This window comes from Halopseudomonas sp. SMJS2 (assembly GCF_029866945.1).
Classification (GTDB): Bacteria; Pseudomonadota; Gammaproteobacteria; order Pseudomonadales; family Pseudomonadaceae; genus Halopseudomonas; species Halopseudomonas bauzanensis.
On sequence record NZ_CP123445.1, the window covers coordinates 1,600,690 to 1,615,429 of the forward strand.

The 14,740-nt window shown below is 58.8% G+C and carries 13 protein-coding genes; 9 read left to right on the forward strand and 4 right to left on the reverse strand.

What is annotated here, in order from left to right:
- Positions 1 to 75: 75 nt before the first annotated feature.
- Entirely contained in the window at positions 76 to 2,223 is a 2,148-nt protein-coding gene (gene fadB, locus QAO71_RS07490; RefSeq protein ID WP_280165590.1) for a fatty acid oxidation complex subunit alpha FadB, read from the forward strand.
- 30 nt (positions 2,224 to 2,253) lie between these two features.
- Positions 2,254 to 3,429, forward strand: coding sequence for an acetyl-CoA C-acyltransferase FadA (gene fadA, locus QAO71_RS07495; RefSeq protein WP_036992284.1), 1,176 nt, complete (start codon positions 2,254 to 2,256; stop codon positions 3,427 to 3,429).
- Between the two features lie 69 nt (positions 3,430 to 3,498).
- On the opposite strand, the gene QAO71_RS07500 is transcribed toward fadA, so the two are convergent.
- Positions 3,499 to 4,104: a TetR/AcrR family transcriptional regulator gene (locus QAO71_RS07500; RefSeq protein WP_036992283.1), complete on the reverse strand. Its 606-nt coding sequence runs from the start codon at positions 4,102 to 4,104 to the stop codon at positions 3,499 to 3,501.
- A gap of 76 nt (positions 4,105 to 4,180) precedes the next feature.
- Here QAO71_RS07500 and QAO71_RS07505 point away from each other — a divergent pair, with 76 nt between their 5' ends.
- The 3 genes from QAO71_RS07505 to QAO71_RS07515 are packed head-to-tail and all read left to right on the forward strand — an operon-like array spanning position 4,181 to position 7,483.
- Positions 4,181 to 5,656: an NAD(P)/FAD-dependent oxidoreductase gene (locus QAO71_RS07505; protein ID WP_280165591.1), complete on the forward strand. Its 1,476-nt coding sequence runs from the start codon at positions 4,181 to 4,183 to the stop codon at positions 5,654 to 5,656.
- A 20-nt stretch (positions 5,657 to 5,676) separates the two neighbouring features.
- A complete protein-coding gene (locus tag QAO71_RS07510) occupies positions 5,677 to 6,492 on the forward strand; it encodes an SDR family oxidoreductase (RefSeq protein WP_280165592.1) in 816 nt (271 codons plus the stop codon).
- A 34-nt stretch (positions 6,493 to 6,526) separates the two neighbouring features.
- Positions 6,527 to 7,483, forward strand: coding sequence for an alpha/beta hydrolase (locus tag QAO71_RS07515; RefSeq protein WP_280165593.1), 957 nt, complete (start codon positions 6,527 to 6,529; stop codon positions 7,481 to 7,483).
- A 56-nt stretch (positions 7,484 to 7,539) separates the two neighbouring features.
- Here QAO71_RS07515 and QAO71_RS07520 read toward each other — a convergent pair whose 3' ends face one another.
- Complete coding sequence (locus QAO71_RS07520; protein WP_036992279.1) at positions 7,540 to 8,694, reverse strand: acyl-CoA dehydrogenase family protein; 1,155 nt, start codon at positions 8,692 to 8,694, stop codon at positions 7,540 to 7,542.
- A gap of 63 nt (positions 8,695 to 8,757) precedes the next feature.
- Positions 8,758 to 9,621 carry an IclR family transcriptional regulator gene (locus tag QAO71_RS07525; RefSeq protein WP_136869898.1) on the reverse strand — a complete coding sequence of 288 codons (864 nt, stop codon included), beginning with the start codon at positions 9,619 to 9,621 and terminating at the stop codon, positions 8,758 to 8,760.
- 391 nt (positions 9,622 to 10,012) lie between these two features.
- Between QAO71_RS07525 and QAO71_RS07530 the strand changes: the two genes are divergently transcribed.
- Positions 10,013 to 11,245 (forward strand): CaiB/BaiF CoA-transferase family protein, encoded by a 1,233-nt coding sequence (locus tag QAO71_RS07530; RefSeq protein WP_036992277.1) that lies wholly within the window; start codon positions 10,013 to 10,015, stop codon positions 11,243 to 11,245.
- 49 nt (positions 11,246 to 11,294) lie between these two features.
- Here the strand turns inward: QAO71_RS07530 and QAO71_RS07535 are convergent, their stop codons facing one another.
- Positions 11,295 to 11,786: an Lrp/AsnC ligand binding domain-containing protein gene (locus QAO71_RS07535; RefSeq protein ID WP_036992276.1), complete on the reverse strand. Its 492-nt coding sequence runs from the start codon at positions 11,784 to 11,786 to the stop codon at positions 11,295 to 11,297.
- 140 nt (positions 11,787 to 11,926) lie between these two features.
- On the opposite strand from QAO71_RS07535, the gene QAO71_RS07540 reads away from it, so the two are divergent.
- From QAO71_RS07540 to QAO71_RS07550, 3 genes are read left to right on the forward strand one after another with little or no spacing between them, the layout of a single operon-like run.
- The gene (locus QAO71_RS07540; RefSeq protein ID WP_036992586.1) at positions 11,927 to 13,225 is read left to right on the forward strand and encodes a D-amino acid dehydrogenase; all 1,299 of its coding nucleotides are present in this window, start codon (positions 11,927 to 11,929) and stop codon (positions 13,223 to 13,225) included.
- Entirely contained in the window at positions 13,200 to 13,577 is a 378-nt protein-coding gene (locus tag QAO71_RS07545) for a RidA family protein (protein WP_036992274.1), read from the forward strand. Before QAO71_RS07540 ends, QAO71_RS07545 begins: the two co-directional genes overlap by 26 nt.
- Before the next feature lie 24 nt (positions 13,578 to 13,601).
- A complete protein-coding gene (locus QAO71_RS07550) occupies positions 13,602 to 14,708 on the forward strand; it encodes a membrane protein (protein WP_036992272.1) in 1,107 nt (368 codons plus the stop codon).
- Positions 14,709 to 14,740: the final 32 nt, after the last annotated feature.

Here is a 14,740-nt window from a genome sequence, read left to right on the forward strand (position 1 = left end):
AACTATCATGACACCGTCCGGCAGAACGGCTGGGTGGTGTTTTCTCATCTGCTTTCACAGCGTGGAGATCAGTTGATGATTTACGAAGGTAAAGCCATCACGGTTCAAATCCTTGAAGACGGCATCGCCGAACTGCGGTTCGATCTGCAGGGCGAGTCGGTCAACAAGTTCAATCAGGCCACCCTCGCCGAGCTCAAGGCGGCCGTTGACAGCATCCAGTCCAACAGCAGCATCACCGGCGTCATTGTCACCAGTGGCAAGGATGTCTTCATCGTGGGTGCCGACATCACCGAATTCGTCCAGGCCTTCCAGTTGTCCGAAGAGGAGCTGGTCACTGCCAACCTGGAAACCAACCGCATTTTCAATGCTTTCGAAGACCTGAACGTACCCACAGTCGCTGCCATCAATGGCCTGGCGCTGGGTGGTGGTCTGGAAATGTGCCTGGCTTGCGACTTCCGCGTCATGGCGCAGAGCACCAAGATCGGCTTGCCGGAAACCAAGCTGGGTATCTATCCCGGTTTCGGTGGCACCGTCCGCCTGCCGCGTCTGATTGGTGTGGACAACGCCGTTGAATGGATTGCCGGTGGCGCTGAACAGCGTGCCGACAATGCGCTGAAAGTGGGCGCTGTGGACGCTGTGGTTGCCGATGGCAAGCTGCGTGATGCGGCGCTGGACATGGTGCGCCGCGCCATTGCCGGTGAGCTGGATTTCCGCGCCAAGCGTCAGCCCAAGCTGGAAAAGATCAAGCTCAACACCATTGAGCAGATGATGGCTTTCGAAACCACCAAGGGTTTCGTTGCCGGTCAGGCTGGCCCGAACTACCCGGCGCCGGTTGAAGCGATCAAGACCATCCAGAAAGCCGCCAACCATGGCCGCGACAAGGCTCTGGAAGTTGAGGCTGCTGGCTTCGCCAAGCTGGCCAAGACCACTGTGGCTGCCTCGCTGGTGGGATTGTTCCTGAATGATCAGGCGCTCAAGAGCAAGGCCAAGAAGTACGACAAGCAAGCTGGCGACGTGAAACTGGCTGCGGTGTTGGGCGCGGGTATCATGGGTGGCGGTATCGCCTATCAGTCCGCTTCCAAGGGCACGCCGATCCTGATGAAGGATATCCGCGAGGAAGGCATCCAGCTGGGTCTGGACGAAGCCGCCAAACTGCTCGGCAAGCGCGTCGAGAAGGGCCGGATGAAGCCTGCGCAGATGGCTACGGCATTGAATGCCATTCGCCCGACCATGTCCTACGGCGATTTCGGCAACGTTGATATCGTGGTCGAAGCGGTCGTCGAGAACCCCAAGGTCAAGCACGCCGTTCTGGCCGAAGTGGAGCAGCACGTACGCGAAGACGCGATCATCGCCTCCAACACCTCGACCATCTCCATTACCTACCTGGCCCAGGCGCTGAAGCGTCCGGAAAACTTCGTTGGTATGCACTTCTTCAACCCGGTACACATGATGCCGCTGGTTGAGGTGATCCGTGGCGAGAAGTCCAGCGAGAAGGCCGTGGCTACCACCGTTGCCTACGCCAAGAAAATGGGCAAGACGCCGATCGTGGTCAATGACTGCCCGGGCTTCCTGGTCAACCGCGTACTGTTCCCGTATTTCGGCGGGTTTGCCCGTCTGATCGGTATGGGTGCCGACTTCCAGCGCGTCGACAAGATCATGGAAAAATTCGGCTGGCCCATGGGCCCAGCCTATCTGATGGACGTGGTTGGCATGGACACCGGTCACCATGGCCGTGACGTGATGGCCGAAGGTTATCCGGATCGTATGGCAGACAAGACCAAGACCGCGGTCGACGTCATGTATGAAGCCAACCGCCTGGGTCAGAAGACCGGCAAGGGCTTCTATGCCTACGAAGTGGACAAGAAGGGCAAGCCGAAGAAGGTTGTCGATGCCGAGGCCTACGAGCTGCTCAAGCCTATCGTGCAGGAACAGCGTGAGCTGACCGATGAAGAAATCATCGAGATCATGATGGTTCCGCTGTGCCTGGAAACCGTTCGCTGCCTGGAAGATGGCATTGTTGAGTCCGCTGCCGACGCCGATATGGGCCTGATCTACGGCATTGGCTTCCCTCCCTTCCGGGGCGGCGCGCTGCGCTATATCGACACCATTGGTCTGGCCGAGTTTGTGGCCATTGCTGACAAATACGCTGAGTTTGGCCCCATGTACCACCCGACTGAAAAGTTGCGTGAAATGGCTGCCACCGGCAAGAAATTCTTCGGTTAACCGCGGAACGTACAGAGCGAGAGTGAATTTATGAGCCTCAATCCAAGAGACGTTGTAATTGTCGACTTTGGCCGCACGCCGATGGGCCGATCCAAGGGTGGTATGTACCGCAATGTCCGTGCCGAGACCATGTCAGCCAAGCTGATCACTGGTCTGCTGGCGCGTAACCCGAAAATCGATCCGGCAGAAGTTGAAGATGTTATCTGGGGCTGTGTTAACCAGACCCTGGAGCAGGGCTGGAACATCGCCCGTATGGCATCGCTGATGACCCCGATCCCCCACACCAGTGCCGCCCAGACCGTCAGCCGTCTGTGTGGTTCGTCCATGAGCGCACTGCACACCGCCGCCCAGGCCATCATGACCGGCAACGGTGATGTATTTGTGATCGGCGGTGTCGAGCACATGGGTCACGTTGGCATGATGCACGGCGTTGATCCGAACCCGGCGTTGTCGCTGTATGCCGCCAAGGCTGCCGGCATGATGGGTCTGACCGCGGAAATGCTCGGCAAGATGCACGGCATTACCCGCGAGCAGCAGGATCAGTTCGGTGTGCGTTCGCACCAGCTGGCGCACAAGGCCACCGTCGAGGGCAACTTCAAGGATGAAATCATCCCGATGGAAGGCCACGACGAGAACGGCTTCCTGCGGGTGTTCACCGAGGATGAAACCATCCGCCCGGAAACCACCATGGAAAGCCTGGGCGCCCTGCGTCCTGCGTTCAACCCGAAAGGTGGCACGGTGACGGCGGGTACTTCCTCGCAGATTACCGATGGTGCTTCCTGCATGATCGTCATGTCTGCCGAGCGCGCCAAGGCCCTGGGTCTGGAGCCGCTGGCGGTCATCCGTTCCATGGCTGTCGCCGGTTGTGATCCGTCGATCATGGGCTATGGTCCGGTTCCCGCGACCAAGAAAGCGCTCAAGCGCGCTGGCATGACCATGGATGACGTCAGCCATGTCGAGTTGAACGAAGCCTTTGCGGCGCAGGCTCTGCCGGTGCTCAAGGATCTGAAACTGCTCGACCAGATGGACCAGAAGGTCAACCTGCACGGCGGCGCCATTGCCCTGGGTCACCCGTTCGGCTGTTCCGGTGCGCGTATCTCCGGCACCCTGCTGAACGTGATGAAGCAGAACAACGGTACCGTTGGTATCGCGACCATGTGTATCGGTCTGGGTCAGGGCATCACTACCGTTTTCGAACGGGTCTGATCGCTCGAGCTGTTTCAGCTTGATCCAAACAACTACCCCCGCCCATGGCGGGGGTAGTTGTTTCTGGGCTTATTGCAACAGGGACGCGCCGATCTTCAGCGTGGTCTCGGTCACCACCTCCACCGGCTGGGCATAACCGCTGGCCATCCAGTACAGTGCGATGTGGATGACGCCACCCAGAATACCTGCCTGGAGCATGCGGTCGAACTGCTGACCGGGTTTTGCCAGTGCCAGGGTCATGTCATGGGTGCTGGCGCGCAGCGCATCTTCGATAGCCTGGTCCACTGCCGGGCTGATGCCGCGAATCTCCACCAGCAGCAATCTCGCCACATTCGGCTCATCCTTCAACGCCTGAAAGTAACTGCCAAGCATGGCGCGGCTGCGCGCCACTGGGTCATCGCCTGCCGCCTTGGCAGCGGCGAGGTTGCGTTCGCGCAAACGTCGCGTGGCCTGTTCATAGCAGGCAAGCAGCAACTCATCACTGTGATTGAAGGATTCATAGAAGTAACGTTGGGTCAGGCCAGCCGCTTCACACACCTGCTTTACGCCTGAATGACGGTAACCATGCTCGCCATAGACTTCGGTGGCGGCATCAATCAACTGCTGGCGGCGCAGCGCACGCCGCTCCGCTGTCGCCGATCCCCGGTAGCGTTTGCCTGTGGTGTCTGCAGTCATGATCTGTTCTGAAAATTAAGATTGTCAGATCATAGCTGACAATATAGATTGTCAACAGGCTTCAGGGATGCTCAGCATGAATAAATTACAAGAACAATTCCAACCAGCGCCGCTGGATGTACTGATTATCGGGGCTGGTCTGTCCGGTATCGGCGCCGCTCGGGCATTGATCGACAAATGCCCGGACAAGCGTTATCTGATTCTCGAACGACGACAGGCCATTGGTGGAACCTGGGATCTGTTCCGTTATCCGGGGATTCGTTCGGACTCGGACATGTATACCCTGGGCTACAGCTATAAGCCCTGGGTCGGGCGCAAGGCAATAGCTGATGGGCCAGACATCAAGCGTTATATCGAGGATATTGCTGACGAGGCGGGCGTTACTCATAACATCCGCTTTGGTCATCAGGTGGTCTCGGCCAGCTGGTGCAGTGAGCAGGCCTTGTGGACGGTGCTCGTTCGGGTAACCGACGCCGCTGGCAGGCAGCGCGATGAGCAGTTGCAGGCGCGCTTCATGTCATTCTGCTCGGGCTATTACAGCTACGACGAGGCCTACCGTCCCGAGTTTCCCAACGAGGCGGAGTTTACCGGGCAGATCATCCATCCGCAGTTCTGGCCGGAAGATCTGGATTGCCGGGGTAAGCGCGTGGTGGTTATCGGGAGCGGCGCCACGGCGGTGACCCTGGTGCCGGCGTTGGCCGAGCAGGGCGCGCAGGTGACCATGCTGCAACGTTCACCCAGCTATGTCGTCTCCCGGCCATTGGTGGATGGGGTTGCCCAGCGCCTGCAACGCTGGCTGCCCTTGCCGCTGGCCTACCATCTGACCCGCTGGAAGAACGTTTTGCTCGGTCAGTACTTCTACCGGCTCGCCCGCAACAAGCCCCAACGGGTCAGGGCCTATCTGTTGCATTTGCTGCAACGCCAGCTCGGCTCGGCGGTGGACATCAAGCATTTCTCGCCCAGCTACAACCCCTGGGATCAACGGGTGTGTGCCGTGCCGGACGGTGATCTGTTTCACATGCTCCGCGCCGGGCAGATCGACATTGCCACCGATACCATCGACTGCTTTACCGCCCAGGGCATACAGCTCAGCTCCGGGCAGGAACTGGAGGCGGACATTATCGTGACCGCGACCGGGTTGAAGCTGAACAGCATGGGCGATGTGCAGGTGCTGGTGGATGGCAAGACGGTCAACCCAGGTGACTGCATGGCCTACAAGGGCATGATGCTCAGCGATGTGCCGAACCTGATTCTTACCTTCGGTTATACCAACGCATCCTGGACGCTGAAAGCGGAACTGACCGCCAATTACATGGCCCGGCTGTTGCGCCATATGGACAAGAAAGGTGCGCGTATAGCGGTGGCGCCCCGTGATCCGGCGGTGGCGGAGCTGCCGTTTCTGAATTTCACCTCCGGCTATGTGCAGCGCGCTGCAGAGATACTACCTAAACAGGGTGATCGGCCATGCTGGCAGGTGAGTCAGAACTACCTGGCGGACAAGTACATTATCCAGTACGGCAAGCTGGATGACGGCGTGTTGCAACTTCAATAAAACCAACAAGAAAACCAAATATGAAAATCCAGGGATGCATAGCGGTACTGACGGGGGCGGGCAGTGGGATTGGTCGAGCATTGGCTCTGGCACTGGCTCGTGAGGGTTGCCATCTGGCGCTGGTGGATATCAATGCCAACAACCTGCGCGAAACAGCGGAGCAAGCACGACATAGTGGCGTCAACGTCACCGAGCACCCGCTTGATGTAGCAGATCGAAGTGCAATCGCGGTTTTACCCGAACAGGTTATCGCCGGCCATGGGCAGGTGGACCTGCTGATCAACAATGCGGGTGTGGCCCTTGGCGGGCAATTCGATCAGCTATCGGTAGAGAATTTCGATTGGCTGATGGCAATCAACTTCGATGCGGTGGTTTGCATGACGCGGGCCTTCCTGCCCCTGCTGCGGCAACGGCCAGCGGCGCGTATCGTCAATGTATCCAGCCTGTTCGGGCTGATCGCACCTGCTGGGCAAACCGCCTACTGCGCCAGCAAGTTCGCCGTCAGGGGCTTTTCGAATGCGTTGCGCGAGGAGTTGGCCGGCAGCCCGGTGGGAGTAACGGTGGTACATCCGGGTGGGATTGCCACTTCGATTGCGACCAGCGCCAGAGGGCCTGAAGGCGCCTGCGAACAGGAGCGGCAAATCCAGCTGGATCGTGCGGCCAAGTTATTGCGTATGCCGCCAGCCAAGGCAGCGGAAATCATTCTCAAGGGGATTGTGCGGGATAAAGCGCGCGTGATTGTCGGTAACGATGCGCTGATATTGTCCTGGCTGGAGCGCTTGATGCCGGTCAGCTATTGGCGGCTATTGCCCAGAATGCCCGGTGCCCAGCGCTGATGGCAACGTACATTAAAAGGGAAGTGAAACGCACATGGGTTATCTGTTGATTGCGTTGTTCTGTCTGGTGGTGCTGGTCGCGGCCGGGCTGTTTATTTTCACTGTCATGACTGCCCGCCGGGTGGAGCTGGGCTTGCCTGCGGAAGGGCGCTTCATCACCATCATGGGCAACCGTATCCACTATATCGAGCAGGGTCATGGCGCGCAGACCCTGTTATTGGTGCATGGCCTGAGCGGAGTATCGCAGAACTTCTCCTACCGGATGCTTGGCGAGCTGGCCAGGGATTACCGGGTAGTGGCTATCGATCGGCCTGGCAGTGGCTATTCAGAACGGCCGGGTCATGCCTCTGCGTCTGTGGTGGTCCAGGCGGATGTGATAGCAGGGTTAATCGATGCGCTGAAACTGGATAAGCCCCTGCTGGTCGGCCACTCGTTGGGCGGGGCGGTGTGCCTGGCCACAGCGCTGCGCCATCCGCAGAAGCTACGCGGGTTGGCGCTGATCGCGCCGTTGACCCATATGCCTCCCGGTGGCCCCTCGTCAGCTTTTGCTGCATTGGCCATTCGTCAATCCTGGCTGCGCAAGCTGTTCGCCTGGACATTGATGGTGCCCATGGCTATCCGTAGGCGCAAGCAGGTGCTGGATATCGTATTCGGGCCGGAGGCGGTACCTGCAGATTTTCCGATCAGGGGAGGCGGGGCGCTGGGGCTGCGACCCAGCCATTTCGTGGCGGCGTCACGGGATCTGGTGGCGCTGGAGGAAGTGCTGCCGCAGATGCAGCAGCGGTATACCGATCTGCAGTTGCCGATCCGGATTCTGTATGGACGTGACGACCGGATTCTTGACCCGCAGGAGCAAGGCCAAGCCATGGTCGAGCGGCTGCCAAGTGTGGAGCTGGAGTTGATTGATGGTGGGCATATGCTGCCGCTGACCCAGCCGGATCTCACCACCGATTTTGTGCGGCGGAGCCTGCAGGCAGCGCCACTCGCTTGACTCTGCAGGCATAAAAAAACCGGAGCTTGGCTCCGGTTTGATCGCTATAGGGCTACTCAGCCCTGGACGTCACGAATCATGTTGCGGGCGATGATGACCTGCTGGATCTGCGTCGTGCCTTCATACAGACGGAACAGGCGCACATCGCGGTAGAACCGCTCAATGGCGTATTCGCTGATGTAACCGGCGCCACCGTGGATCTGCACCCCGCGGTCGGCGACCCGGCCGCACATCTCGGTGGAGAACATCTTGGCGCAGGAAGCTTCGGTACTGATGTTCCGTCCCTCGTCACGCTTGCGGGCGGCGTCCAGCACCATGCAGCGGGCGGCATAGATGTCGGCCTTGCTGTCGGCGAGCATGCCCTGGATCAGCTGGAAGTCGGCAATGCGCTGACCAAACTGCTTGCGTTCGACGGCGTACTGCAGCGAATCGGCGAGCATCCGCTCGGCGGCGCCAACGGCCAGTGCGGCGATGTGCAGGCGGCCCTTGTCGAGTACCTTCATGGCGGTCTTGAAGCCGACGCCTTCCTTGCCGCCGATCAGATTGGCGGCCGGCACCCGTACGTTCTCGAAGATCACATCGGCGGTATGGGCGCCTTTCTGGCCCATCTTCTGATCCGGTTTACCGATGGTCAGACCCGGCGTGCCGCGCTCGACGATAAAGGAGCTGATGCCGCCGGCGCCCTTGATCTCGGGATTGGTGCGGGCCATGACGGTGAAGATACCGGCGTGCGGGGCGTTGGTGATGAAGCGCTTGGTGCCGTTGATCACGTAGTCATCACCGTCGCGCACGGCAGTGGTCTTCAGTGAGGCGGCGTCGGAACCGGAATCGGGCTCGGTCAGGCAGAAGGAACTGAGGTACTCACCGGCGGCCAGCTTTGGCAGATAATGGGCTTTCTGCTCTTCGGTACCATCCAACAGGATGCCGATGGAGCCGATGCCATTGTTGGTGCCGATGTAGGAACGGAACGCGGGAGAAGTGCGACCCAGTTCGAAGGCGATATTCACTTCTTCTTCCATGGTCACGCCCAGCCCGTTGTATTCCTCGGGGATGGTCAGACCGAACAAGCCCATGTCCTTCATCTGTTGGACGATATCCGCGGGAATGCTGTCGGTCTCGGCGACTTCATGTTCCCGGGGAATCAATTCCTGATTGACGAATTGATGGATGGAATCCAGCAGAATCTGCAGTGTTTCCGGATCACGAATCATATGCTCTCCTCAGTAGCCTGCCCGGCAGGCTGGTTATCCAGAGATCCGTCACCCGGAGCTACGTCAGCGGGTGGCAGCCTCTATGTTGTTTACCATGTTCACCAGACGCGGTCCGATGTCCTCCTCAAGCTTCTCTCGAGGCAGGTGAAAGCTCGGGCCGCCGCAGTTGAAAGCCAGCAGGCCGTGTTGCGCATGGATCATGGGGACGGCCACGGAATTGATGTCCCGCTGCCATTCGCCAATCGACATGCAATAACCGAAATCCGCGTAATCCCTGAACGCGCGCTCCAGCCCTTTGCGGATCATCGGCCAGTCGTCCTGGTGCGTGGCCCGCAGGTGATCGAGAATGAATTCCCGCTCGTTTTCCGGCATTGCTGCCAGACACGCCCGACCCATCGAGGTCAGGTGCATCGGCAGATAGGTACCTATGTGCCGGCGCGTACTCATGTTGGCCTTGCCGTAGGCCACATCCAGATAAACCATCTGTAGCCGGTCCCTGGCTGCCATTGCCACCGACGCCTGCGCATAAGCGGCCATTTCTTCCATCAGCGGATGGGAGGAGGCGCGCACCGACAGGTTCGACAGCAGCGCATAACCAATGCCCATCACGCCCACATCCAACTGGTACTTGCCTGTCTGCACTTGCCGCTTCAGACAGCCAAGCCGGGTCAACGTATGCGTCAGCCGCGTAACCGTTGCCTTTGGCAAACCGGTTTTCGTGGCCAGATCCTGATTGCCCAGCAGCGTTTCCCGCGGGGTAAAGCACCGCAGGATCTCCACTCCACGCGCCAAGGCCGTGACGAAATGTCGGTCCTTGGGCGCCTCGTCAAAGGCGCTCAACGGATCGAGCATCTGTGCATCGAAGGCGTCCGCATCTGAAGCCTGTTCATTTAAATTGCTTGTCGGCGGATTGTGACTGGCACGCATGTTATCTCCAGTTTTCATGAAATATCAACAAAACAAAATCAAATACTGCACAGTGAAACACGAGTTCGTCAGAAAAGCAGGTAAATATACCGGCGCTCGGGGCTATAGCCTTGCGAGAGGGGTCTGCTGCTTTACTCAGCTTGCCGGCGAAACTATGATTATCGCGGAATACGGAATCTTATACTGCATAGCGAAACTCCATTCAATGATCTGCTTCGGGCCGGCTTCGAGCCCTGTTGCACGGAACTGTGAGCCAGCCGTCGCTGCGCAGTGTTAGAGTCTGGTCAAACAGAATGATCAAAACCGCGGTACTTCAGGGGTGCGATGCGGGCCCATGCTGCGGAATTCGTTGGGAACGAAGTCGCTGGCTTCATGGCAACAGGAAAACTGAATGGGTGCGCTGACTGGAATACGGGTACTGGATCTGAGCCGGGTGCTGGCTGGGCCATGGTGTGGTCAGATTCTGGCCGATCTCGGAGCTGAGGTAATCAAGGTCGAGCGGCCCGGATGCGGTGATGACACCCGTGGCTGGGGGCCGCCCTGGATGAAGGACAGCGCTGGGGAATGGACGGCCGAAGCCTCCTATTACCAATCAGCCAATCGGGGCAAACGGTCGGTTGCGATTGACCTGGCCAGTGCCGAAGGCCAGGAGCTGGTACGGGCGCTGGTGGCCGATTGCGACGTGTTGATCGAGAATTACAAGGCCGGCTCGCTCAAGAAATATGGGCTGGATTACGCGACCCTCGCGCAGATCAATCCGCGTCTGGTGTACTGCTCCATCACCGGCTTCGGTCAGACCGGACCGCGGGCTGCAGAGCCGGGCTACGATTTCATCATCCAGGGCCTGGGTGGGCTGATGAGCATCACCGGTGAGCGCGACGATCTGCCCGGTGGTGGGCCGCAGAAGACCGGGGTGGCCTTCTCTGACCTGATGACCGGGCTGTACTCCACCATTGCCATCCAGGCGGCATTGATCAACCGGGAGAAGACCGGGCGCGGCCAGCATTGCGATATGGCATTGCTGGATGTACAGGTAGCGACTCTGGCCAACCAGAGCATGAATTACCTGGCCTCGGGCAAGGTGCCGGGGCGCTATGGCAATGCCCACGCCAATATCGTGCCTTATCAGGTCTTTCGCGCGGCCGACCGGGACTTCATCATCGCCTGTGGCAATGACTCCCAGTTCGTGGCTCTGTGTGATGCCATCGGTCTGCCAGAACTGCCGGCGGACCCCCGCTTTATCCGTAATGCGGACCGGGTTCGTAACCGGGAGCAGGTGGTGGATATTCTGGCGGCTCATTTTCTCGGCGGCATGGCCGATGAATGGGTGGCGAAGATCCATGCGGTCAAGGTGCCGGTGGGGGCCATCAACAATATTGCCCAGGCGCTGGAGGAACCGCAGGTCCAGGCTCGTGACATGCTGGTCAACATGCCTCATCCGCTCAATCCGGATTTCACCATGGTGGGCAGCCCGATCAAGCTGTCCGAGACGCCGGTGGAATATCAGCGGCCGGCGCCGATGCTGGGGCAGGATACCGAAGCGGTATTGCGTGAACGTCTGGGATTGAGCGCCGAGCAGTTGGCGGGGCTGAAGGCGCTGGGCATTATCGAGCAGTCGCCCTGAACAATCCGCCTGACAGTCTTTACACAGGTCGCTGCGATGACGCAGCGGCCTACTGTTCCGGCACTGGCAGTGCCAGCGATTCCTTCACTTCTTCCATGACGATGTAGCTTTTCGACTCGCGCACGTGCGGCAGTTTCAACAGGATGTCGCCAAGCAGTTTGCGGTAGGACGCCATCTCGTTGATGCGAGCCTTGATCAGGTAGTCGAAATCGCCCGAAACCAGGTGGCATTCCAGAACGTGGGGCAGTTTGAGTACCGCACGGCGGAACTCCTCGAAGATGTCGCCGGATTTGTAGGACAGATTGATCTCCACGAAGACCAGCAAACCTGCTTCCAGATGGGCGGGATTCAGGCGGGCGCTGTAGCCCATGATCACGCCTTCGCGTTCCAGCCGGCGGACCCGTTCGGTGCAGGGCGTGGTGGACAGACCCACGCGCTCACCCAGTTCGGTAAAGGCGAGACGGCCTTCTTCCTGCAGTTCTCTTAGGATCTGGCGATCGATGCGATCGAGTTCTCGCTGGGCACGATGTTTGGTTCTCATTGGGGGATCTGACTAGACCTTTGGCTAATTGAACGAAAATTAATGCCAAATATAGCGGATTAAATAGTGAATTCAACTGTTGTGGCTCTCCTATAATCCCGGTCACTGCGATAAGCCCGGTAGAGGCGAGGAGTTTCATGATGCGTATTCTGATTCTTGGTAGTGGTGTTGTAGGCACCACCAGTGCTTATTATCTTGCCAGGGAAGGGTTCGAAGTGACCGTGATCGACCGCCAGTCTGGCGTGGCGGAAGAGACCAGTCACGCCAACGCCGGGCAGATCTCCCCCGGTTACGCATCGCCCTGGGCCGCACCGGGTGTGCCCTTGAAGGCTATTAAATGGATGTTGCAGAAGCATGCGCCGCTGAGCATCAAGCCGACCGGTGATATCAATCAGTATCTGTTCATGGCGCGCATGCTGCGCAACTGCACTGCCGCGCGTTACGCCGTGAACAAGGAGCGCATGGTCCGCTTGTCCGAATACAGTCGTGACTGCATGGACGAGCTGCGCGCCGAAACCGGCATTCAATACGAAGGGCGTCAGCGCGGCACCACTCAATTGTTCCGAACCCAGGCCCAGCTTGATAGCGCGGCCAAGGACATCGCGGTACTTGAACAGATGGGAGTGCCCTACGAACTGCTGGATCGCAACACCCTGGCCTCGGCTGAGCCAGCGCTGGCCAAAGTGGCACATAAGCTGAGCGGCGGCCTGCGCCTGCCCAATGATCAGACCGGCGATTGCCTGATGTTTACCCGCCGCATTGCCGAAATGGCGCGCGAACTGGGCGTGGAGTTCCGCTTCAACCAGAACATCGAACGTCTGGATTACGCCGGTGATCGCCTCAATGGCGTTTGGGTCGATGGCAAGCTGGAAACCGCCGATAGCTATGTCATGGCGCTGGGCAGCTACAGTCCGCACATGCTGGCCCCTCTGGGAATCACTGCGCCGATCTACCCGCTCAAGGGGTACTCGATCACCGTGCCGGTCACCAATTCGGACATGGCTCCGGTATCCACCATGTTGGACGAGACCTATAAGGTGGCCATTACCCGTTTCGATAACCGCATCCGCGTCGGTGGCATGGCGGAAATTCGCGGCTACGATCTGAAGATTGACCCACGCAAAGGGCAAACCCTGAAAATGATCGTCGAGGATCTGTTCCCCGAAGGCGCGGATACTTCGACCATCGACCTGTGGACCGGCCTGCGCCCGGCGACGCCCGATGGTACGCCGATCATCGGCAAAACCCGCTATCGCAATTTATTCCTGAATACCGGCCATGGCACCCTGGGCTGGACCATGTCCTGCGGCTCGGCGCGCCTGCTGGCTGATATGATGGCGAAAAAGCCTTCGGCGATCAGCACTGCCGGATTCGACATATCGCGCTACGGCGACAACAAAGAGGTTGACCAACATGCACATCCAGCGACTGCACACTGACAACCGGATGAGCCAGATCGTCATCCACCATGGCACCGTCTATCTGGCGGGTCAGGTTGGCGAGAGCATGGACGCAGGTATCGAACAGCAAACGCAGGAGACCCTGCAGGAAATAGAAAAGCTGCTCGCCGAGGCGGGCAGTGACAAACAGCATATCCTTTCGGTAACTATCTACCTGAAGGATATCGCTCGTGATTTCGCCGGCATGAATGCCGTGTGGGATCGCTGGCTGCCCGAGGGCGTCGCCCCCGTGCGAGCCACTGTAGAGGCCGGAATGTGCGAATCGGATATTCTGGTCGAAATGTCAGTAGTTGCCGCACTGCCTGAAATAACGCGGCCCGACAACCTATAAATCTAACAAGTTGAGATAAGTAAGATGAACAAAAACTCTTGGCAAATTGCCTTGGCGTACATGTCCGTGGTTATCGGTGGCGGCTTTGCCTCCGGTAACGAAGTGCTGCAATTCTTCACCGGTTACGGTATTGCCGGGGTTGCAGGATCGGTTGTATCAGCCGTGCTTTTTGCCTTCCTGGGCATGCAGATCGCCCGCATCAGCTCCATCATGCAGGCCGGATCGCATAAGCAGGTGCTCTACATCATTTTCGGCAAGCAAGCGGGTTTTGTCGTCGATCTTATTCTGTCGTTCTTTCTGTACGGCGTGGGTGTGGTCATGCTCGCTGGCGCGGGCTCGACCCTCGCCCAGCAGTTTGGTCTGGACCCGCTGGTGGGTTCCGTCCTGATGACCGTGCTGGTGATCGGCACCCTGTGTCTGAACGTCAAGGGCATCATCAACCTGATCAGTGCGGTTATGCCGTTCCTGTTGATTCTGGTTCTGGCGATCATGGTCTACTCCATTGTCACCAGCACCGGCTCTACCGAAGAGCTGAACCAGGCGGCAACTGATGTACCGGTCATCACCTTCCTTGGCGCTGAAGTATCGCACTGGGCCTTGAGTGGCTTGCTCTACGCATCCTTCAATATCGCCGTGGGCTTTCCCATGCTGGCAGTCATCGGTGGCCTGACCAAATCGCCGAGAGCGGCTGGGCGCGGCGGTGTGGTAGGAGGTTTGGGGTTGGGCTTTCTGATCATCCTGTTGAACATCGGCCTGTTTGCCAACCTGGACAAGCTGCAGGGTATCGAGATCCCCACACTGATGCTGGCGCAGAATATTCATCCATGGCTGGCGGTGCTCCTGTCCCTGGCGCTGGTCGCCATGATCTACAGTACTGCGGTCGGGATGTTCTTTGCCTTCAGCGCCCGTTTCGCTGCGCCGGAAACCAAGCGCTTCAAAGTCTTGAGTGCCATCTTCACGGTGGTCGGGCTGGGCTTGAGCCAGGTCGGCTTCACCAAGCTGGTGGGTACCGTCTATCCGATGCTGGGTGTGGTTGGGCTGGTGTTGATCATCGCCATCGCGGCGAGCTGGATTCGCACCCGCAAGCGTTCCACCGAAGAGCTGGCCAAGGAGGCCCAGAGCCGAATCTGACGATCTCGGTTCATGAACAAGGCCGCCGTCCG